Origin of the sequence: Brachybacterium halotolerans (assembly GCF_016623465.1) — a bacterium.
In the GTDB taxonomy this organism is placed as follows: Bacteria; Actinomycetota; Actinomycetes; order Actinomycetales; family Dermabacteraceae; genus Brachybacterium; species Brachybacterium halotolerans.
Genome location: NZ_JAEDAJ010000017.1, coordinates 35048 through 41261 on the forward strand (window position 1 = coordinate 35048; position 6214 = coordinate 41261).

The window sequence follows — 6214 nt, forward strand, 5'->3', positions numbered from 1 at the left end:
GCCGTTGCGCCCACCGCCCGGACGTGGGCGAGAAGACAGGTCGGACGTCGGATCCGGGGCTCTGAACAGCGGCAGCTCAGAGCATCGCCGGATCCGATTCGCCGGCTCAGAGCAGCGGCAGCAGCTCCTGCCAGACCGCGCGCAGGATCTCCTGCGTCGGCCCGCCCTCGTGATGGGAGGTGAGGGTGACGACGGCGCGCTGGTCCGGCAGCACGATCGAGAACTGGCCGTAGGCGCCGTCGGCCCGCCAGGCCCCGGGCACCGAGCACTTCCAGACGCCGTAGCCGTAGCGGGTGTTCTCCGGCTCGAGCTCACCGGTGGGCACCCAGGACGACTCGGCGTGCATCGCGTCGATCCAGTCCGCGGGCACGAGCTGCTCGCCCTCCCAGGCGCCGCGCTCCAGCAGGACTCGGCCGATACGGGCCACCTCGCGCGTGCGCAGGTGGAGGCCGGTCGCGCCCCAGGTGCGGCCCTCGCGGTCGGAGTGCCACTGGGGGTTCACGATCCCCAGCGGCTCGAACAGCCGGGGCATCAGGTAGTCGCGCAGGCTCACGCGGGAGCGCTCGGCGATGGTGCGCCCGAGCAGGAAGATCGACCCGTTGGAGTACTCGAACCTCTCCCCCGGCTCGCGCACCAGCGGCGTGCGCAGCAGCAGGTCGGTGAGGTGCGGGTCCTCGCGCTCGGAGTCCAGGAACACGGTGACAGGGTTGCCGGAGGTCATCGTGATCAGGTGGCGCAGGCGCACCAGCTCCATGCCGCGCCCGTACCCGCCGGCGGGCGCGGGCAGGTGGTCGATGAGACGGTCCTCGAGGTCGAGCAGACCCTCCTTCTGCGCGATGCCGACGGCCAGCGCCGTCACCGTCTTGGACACCGACCAGACGTTCTCCGAGGTGTCCTCGACGAAGCGCACCTCGAGGTCCTCGCGCCCCTCGCGGTGCAGGTGGACCGCGCGGACCCCGAGCCGCTTCTCGAGGATGCGCTGGCGCAGGGGCAGCAGGATCAGCGGATCGGGCACGGGGGCCGACGGCGAGGCGGACGGGACGGGCGCAGGGGTCATGCCCCGACCCTAGACGCGCGGCGCCGCGCGGGGGTGCTCCGCGCGCACGAGATTCCCGTCGCCCGATCTGGGCGATTTGCCCGTACTGGAGGGTAGGATCGCCCTGGCGCGCTCGCGGTGGACGGGCGCCTCGGACGCGGCGGATCCCCCCGGCCGCTGTGCGTCCGATCCTGCTGCACACGGAACATCACAGAGAACGCGGATGAGCACTCAGAAGATCTCGGAAGACATCAGGGACGACGTATCGGCCGACGTCATCATCGTCGGCGCAGGGGTGTCGGGGACATCGACACTGCTGAGGCTCCTCGAGGAGCAGCGCACGGGGACCACAGGGACGGACAGGCTCCGCGTGGCGGTCATCGATCGCAGCGACGACATGTTCACGGGTCTGCCCTACGGCTCGCGCGCGGGCAGCGCGTCACTCATCGTCACCTCGCTCGACGAGTTCCTGCCCGACGGGATCCGCCAGGACTTCATCGCCTGGCTGGAAGCCCGGAAGGAGCGGATCCTGGCGGCCGACGCGTCGCTGGGCATCTCCCCGCACTGGGCGGAGGAGCACGCGGAGGAGATCCGCGGCGGCCAGTGGGACTCGCTGTTCATCCCCCGCCGGCTGTTCGGCCACTTCCTGCGCGGCCGCGTCGAGGACATCCTCGCGAGCACGTCCGACGTCGAGGTCATCCGGATCACCGGAGAGGCCGGTGCGCTGCGCCGGACCGGCACCGCCGCGCGGGCCGACGGAGACTCCGACGGCGATGTCGAGATCCTCGTCGCCGCACCGGGCGGACGCGTCGAGGACGGGTCCCCCGACGGTCCCGTCAGCAGCGCGAGCGACGGGACCGACGGCGCCCCCGGCGGCATCACGCGCGTGCGCGGGCGCTCCGTCGTCCTGGCCGTCGGCAGCCCGCCCACGCGCGTGCTCGGGCACGATCCAGCGGATGCCGGCAGCGGTCGCTTCCTCGACGACACACACGTCCACGGCATGGATCATCTCCTGCAGGAGGCGCGCGCGGCGATCCGGGCGATGCCCGAGGGCGCGAGCCGCGACATCCTCGTCGTGGGCGCGAACGCGGATGCGCTCGAGCTGCTGCACGCGGCCGTCCGCGCCGGCCTCGAGCGCGCCTGGGACCACCACGTGACCGTGCTGGCGACGCACGGCATCCCCGACGCCTGGACCGTCCACCCGGACCGTCGCAGCGAGTACCGCTCCCGGCACCTCGCCGACTACGCCGCGCGCACGCCCGACGCGGACCTCACCGCCCGCGCGGTGTTCGACGCGGTGGTGCGGGACGTGGACGACGCCATGGCCAGCGGCTTCTGCGAGCAGGACACCGTGGATGAGCTCAAGGAGCTGTGCTCGCAGCTGTTCGAGCGCCTGCCCGCGCCCGAGCAGAAGCTCTACGTCGACGTGTACGGCACGAAGGTGGGGCGCTTCGCCCGGCCCACCGGCGGCGACTACCAGCGCACCGCCTCGGAGCTCCTGGAGTCCGGGCGCGTCCACGCGGAGCGCGGCCACTTCGAGCACGCGGAGAACAGCGCCGCCGGCTGGAGGGTCACGACCTCGACCGAGGAGGGCATCTCCACGCTCGAGCGGACCTTCGGCGTGATCATCAACTGCGCCGGCTTCGAGAACGTCGCCGAGACCCGCGACGGGTTCCTGCGCTCCCTCCAGGACGAGTCGGGGCTGCGCTCCTCGACCTCGCGCACCGGGTTCGAGGTCGACGAGCACTTCCAGGCCGCCCCCGGCGTGTTCGTGGCGGGCCCGCTGCTCGCGGGGAACCTCAACAGCGCCCTGCGCGTGTGGCACCTCGAGAGCTGCCGACGGATCCTCGCGATGGCCGACACCATCGGCGCCGAGATCGCGGCCCACCTCCGCGCCACCGAGCTCGAGCCCGTCTGACGCGCACAGCACGAGAGGGGGGGGCCCCCCCCTCTCGTCATCCTGGGCGCTGAGTCATGGCGCCCGCCGAGCGACGCCTCAGTAGGCGCCGTCCTTGCCGATCACGGCCTTGACGGTGCGCAGCATGATCCACAGGTCCATGCCGAGCGACCAGTTGTGGGCGTAGCGGACGTCGAGCGCCTGCGCCTGCTCCCAGCTCAGCGCGGAGCGGCCGGAGACCTGCCAGAGGCCGGTCATCCCGGGCACGACACCCAGACGGTGGAACGCGGAGCCCGTGTAGAGCGCCACCTCCCCGTCGCGCTGGGGACGCGGCCCGACGAGGCTCATGGAGCCTCCCAGGACGTTGAGCAGCTGCGGGATCTCGTCGATCGAGTAGCGGCGCAGGAAGCCGCCGATGCGGGTCAGGCGGGGATCGTTCTGGATCTTGAACAGCGGCTTGTCGTCCGTCTGCTGCTCGCGCAGCAGCGCGGCCAGCTTCGCGTCGGCATCGACGGCCATGCTGCGGAACTTGAACATGCGGAACGGCTTGCCGTCCTTGCCCACGCGCTCCTGGCGGTAGAAGATCGGCCCGTGGTCGTCCAGCCGCACGGCGAGGGACACCACGATGAGCAGCGGCGAGAGCGCGGCCAGCAGCAGCGCGGAGCCGAGGATGTCGAAGCCGCGCTTGGCCATGCGCACCGGCACCGGCTGGCGCGGGGGCCGGATCACGACGGAGGCGCCGCGGGCGCCGGAGACGACCCGCACGCGCGACCGACGCGCTCCCGGGGCCATGAAGGACAGCTTGAGCGGGATGCCGCGGCCGCGGAGCTCCCAGCTCAGGTGCGTGAGCAGCTGCGCGGGCGCGGCGCCGCGGACCTCGACGACCTCGCTGCCCGTCTCCTCGACGCGATCGAGCACGTCCTGGACCTGCTCGTCCATCGGCGCGGCCTCGCCGCCCACGAGCACTGCGGTCTCCTCCTCCAGGAGTCCCGAGGCCATCGGGTCGACGGGCTCGGTGGACACGAGCACGGAGCGCACGGGGTGCAGGACGCGGCCCAGCCCCACGATGACCGCGCCGCCCGCGCCGAGCGTCAGGGCGAGGGCGAGCAGGGCGGGGCCCGAGGGGACGATCTCCCCCAGGAAGGGACGCGAGAGCGCCAGCAGCAGCGCTCCGAGGACGACGAGCAGGAGGGGACGCGTGGCGTCCGCTCGCGCGCTGTCGAGCGGACGCGAGGACTGGGCGCTCATCATCACCGCCCACGCGAGCGCGAGGACGGCGAGGGTGCCCGCGGCCGCGAGGGGCGCCGCGGTCATCAGGGCGCTCGCACCGACCGTGATCACGGCGACGGCGAGGGAGAGCACCGCGGTGAGGGCGACGCGGCGACCGTGGGCCCCGAGACGCGCCGGGGAAGGGTCCGCATGCGGTGCGGCGGGAGCGAGCTCCGGCCGCAGCGGCACCACGAGGCTCTCGGCGCTGCGTGCGCTCGCGCTCGCGGCGATCTCCGCGCCGGGCTCCGCGAAGCCCGTGTCCGGAAGAAGGAGGAGCGACGACGCGTGCTCCTCGACATCGGCGGCGCTCTGCGCCGTCTCGCCCGCTGCGGATGCGCGGTTCCCGCGCACCTCCGCGACCTGCATACTCATAGGAAGGCCCCCTGAAGTCGACTCTCGTTCCCGGCCGGACTCCACGTCCTGGCCGAGCCGTCGGCGGGGCACCCCGCCCCCGATCTCCGACGTACCTCATGTTCCGGACAACCGGAACGAATACGGACACTTCGGACAGCCTAGGGATGCTCGAACCCGAAGCGAAGGGGGGTGCGGGCTACTTGCGGGTCACCATCGATCCACGGCCGTGGGATGTGGTTCCACTGCGAGCCATTGCGGATATCCGGCCATCCCGCAAGGAGCTCCGCGCCCATCGGAGACCCCGTCGAGCGACGCGTCTCGGGGGCCGCGACGCGTCCCAGAGGGGCCGGTCCGCGCCATGACGGAAACGGGATGTGATGCGCATCCCGTATATTCCTCGCAAGTCGGACACTTCGGGCTCGACGTGGCATCCTCGATCTACCCCGTTCCGCGCATCCGGAGCGGCCCGGAACCCGTCGCGGAGACTGCGGTGCGACCCGCACCACGCAGAAGCACCCGCATCGCCCCACCCGAGCCGCACGGACGGCGCCCTCCAGGCGTCGGCGCGGACGGGATCGTGACGCCGCAGAGGCGCCCGCCCCAGGACGGGGACCGGAGATCAGCAGTCAGCAGGAGGTGGAGAGATGGTGTTCGTCGCGCGTCCGGAGGCACTCGCTCTGCTCCAGCGCGCGCTCCGGGATCCCGCCGGCAGGACGCTCACGGTCTCCGGCCCTATCGGCAGCGGCAAGTCGTTCCTGCTCGACGCGCTGCGGGGCAGCGCCTCCCTCCCCTCGACCATCGTCCGGGCCGGGTCGGCCCCCTCCGACTGGACCCTCGGGGGCCTCTCCAGCGTCCTGGCCGCGATCGACGGACTGCTCGGCACCGAGACGCTCCCCGTGCTCGACGCGCACGACCCGGCGGACCTGCCCGCGCTCGCCCGCGGCATCGCCTCCGAGATCGAGCGGCGATCGATCACGGACTTCCTCGTGATCGTCGACGACGCCGACCTGCTGGACGAGCCCAGCCGCACCGTCCTCGAGGTCGTCACCCTGCGCTGCGCCCCGCACGGGATGCGCTGCGCGCTCGCGATCCGGCCCGATGCGCAGGGCCCCGACTCCGGCCGACGCCAGACGATCGGCCTGCCCGACCTCGACCTGGAGACCATGCGCCGCCTCGCGGGGGACTTCGCACCCGAGGGCGCGGATCCCGCCGTCCTGCTGCTGCTCGCGACCGCCGCCGGCGGGAACCCCCTCGCCCTCGAGGGGCTCATCGACGCCTCTCTCCCTGAGGCCCTGGACGGCACCTCGCCCCTCCAGGTGCCGCTGCCCGCGGATGCACGGCTCGAGGAGGCGCATCGGGCCCTCCTCGGCCCGCTCGACGAGGAGCAGATGATGCTGGTGCAGGTGCTCTCGAGCGCGCCCGCGACCCCCGAGACCACGCTGCTCGCGTGCGGGGACCCAGGCGCGTCGGCCGTGGCGCTCGACGACCTGATCGGTTCCGGACTGGTGACCCGCACGGGCGGCCTGGTGCGGCTGCGCTCGCTCTCCCTGCGCTCCTCGGTCTACTGGGGTCAGACCGCACACGCTCGTCAGTCCCTCCACGAGAAGCTCGCCGCGACCGCCGCCGGGGACGCGCCCGAGTGGGGCCAGTGGCATCTC

4 protein-coding genes are annotated in these 6214 nt (G+C 72.8%); 2 read left to right on the forward strand and 2 right to left on the reverse strand.

Translation table 11 applies throughout. The annotated features are described in order from the left end of the window. Positions 1-106: 106 nt before the first annotated feature. Entirely contained in the window at positions 107-1057 is a 951-nt protein-coding gene (locus tag I8D64_RS16525) for a serine hydrolase domain-containing protein (RefSeq protein ID WP_200503382.1), read from the reverse strand. Positions 1058-1259: 202 nt separating this feature from the next. On the opposite strand from I8D64_RS16525, the gene I8D64_RS16530 reads away from it, so the two are divergent. Continuing rightward, complete coding sequence (locus I8D64_RS16530) at positions 1260-2954, forward strand: FAD/NAD(P)-binding protein (protein ID WP_200503383.1); 1695 nt, start codon at positions 1260-1262, stop codon at positions 2952-2954. A gap of 78 nt (positions 2955-3032) precedes the next feature. Here the strand turns inward: I8D64_RS16530 and I8D64_RS16535 are convergent, their stop codons facing one another. After that, positions 3033-4574, reverse strand: a complete 1542-nt coding sequence (locus tag I8D64_RS16535; protein WP_200503882.1) for a sugar transferase — start codon at positions 4572-4574, stop codon at positions 3033-3035. Positions 4575-5200: 626 nt separating this feature from the next. On the opposite strand from I8D64_RS16535, the gene I8D64_RS16540 reads away from it, so the two are divergent. Then, a partial coding sequence (locus tag I8D64_RS16540) for an ATP-binding protein (protein ID WP_200503883.1) occupies positions 5201-6214 on the forward strand: 1014 nt, incomplete at its 3' end.